Origin of the sequence: Mangrovicoccus sp. HB161399, assembly GCF_013184745.1 — a bacterium.
GTDB lineage: Bacteria > Pseudomonadota > Alphaproteobacteria > Rhodobacterales > Rhodobacteraceae > Mangrovicoccus.
Genome location: NZ_JAATVU010000251.1, coordinates 1 through 1,139, shown reverse-complemented (window position 1 = coordinate 1,139; position 1,139 = coordinate 1). Strand labels below are relative to the sequence as shown.

The window sequence follows — 1,139 nt, the reverse complement described above, 5'->3', positions numbered from 1 at the left end:
TCGATCCGGTCGTCGTAGACATGGACCCGCAGCCGCTTGCCGATCAGCTGGGAGGGGGCGGAATAGAAGACGGCATGCACCAGGAAGCCGCCGGTCTTGGTGCCGCGGGCGACCACCTCGGTGAAGTCGGTGGTGCGCCGTGCGGGCAGCGGGCACAGCGCGGCCATCTCGGTGCGCACAGCGGCCTCGCGCCGCCGGTTGCGGCGGGCGACCAGCTCGTCGACGAAGCGCTTCCAGCCGGCGAGCTCGGCGAAGTCGCGGGAGCCGCGCAGGATCAGCGCCTGGTCGAGCGCGACCTTGAGATGGTTGTTCGGGGCCTCGACGGCGCCGTTCTCGTGGGCCTCCCCGGGATTGTTGCGGCTCGCCAGCATGCCGTAATGGGCGCAGAAGGCATCGAAACGCCCGGTCACGTCCGCCGCGGCATCGGCATCGAGGTTGCGATAATGAGGCGGGATTGCGGACAGTCCGGTGGACTGTCCGCCCGCCGAATGCCGAGAGGCTGTCGGTCCTGTGTTCCAGCGGCACGCCGCCGAGGGCCCAGAGCGCGTTCTGGAGGTTCTCGACCAGCGCGGTGAAGCTCTCGCCGCCCAGGACCACGGCGGCGCGTTCCCAGCCGCTATAGGCCAGGACGAAGTGGAAAAGCCGGTGCTCCAGCGGCACGCCACCGATGGTGACGCCGAGCCTGGCCGCATCCGTGAAGTCCGACAGCGCCATCCGGCCAGGCTCGGGCGCCTAGCGGAAGATCACGTCGCGCTCGGGGCCGTGCAGGGCACGCCAGTCGCGGACGCGGCGCTCGAGGGTGCGGCGGATCCGGTCATCGGGGAAGGCATCCGGATCGGTCATCTGCAGGTGGCGCAGGAGTGTCACGGCCTGGACGGCCGGATCGCGCTCGAGGATCGGCTGCAGCACCGGCTCCCAGACCGCCTCGAGCGGATCTGGCACGGTGCGGCCGCGGGTGGGCTGGCGCTGGGAAGGAAGGCGGGGACGGGCGTCCGCCGCCGCAGCACTTGAAGGCGGTGGCATTGCGCGAGCTGGAGCTCATCGAACTTCTGAACCGGCAGATCGATGCCGTGAAGTCGGAGCGCGACGCCCTGCTCGACGAGACGCAGACCGCCGGTTCGACGCCGTCCCCTGTGCGA

Annotated in this window: 1 protein-coding gene and 2 pseudogenes; 1 reads left to right on the top strand and 2 read right to left on the bottom strand. The window is 70.5% G+C overall.

Annotated features, from left to right (window positions below):
* Positions 1-410: pseudogene (locus HCC78_RS32690) on the bottom strand (IS21 family transposase); the annotation flags it as partial.
* A 322-nt stretch (positions 411-732) separates the two neighbouring features.
* On the bottom strand, positions 733-942 hold the full coding sequence (locus HCC78_RS32685) for a hypothetical protein (protein WP_172332838.1): 210 nt from the start codon (positions 940-942) through the stop codon (positions 733-735).
* A gap of 38 nt (positions 943-980) precedes the next feature.
* Between HCC78_RS32685 and HCC78_RS32680 the strand changes: the two are divergent.
* Positions 981-1,139: pseudogene (locus tag HCC78_RS32680) on the top strand (IS110 family transposase); the annotation flags it as partial.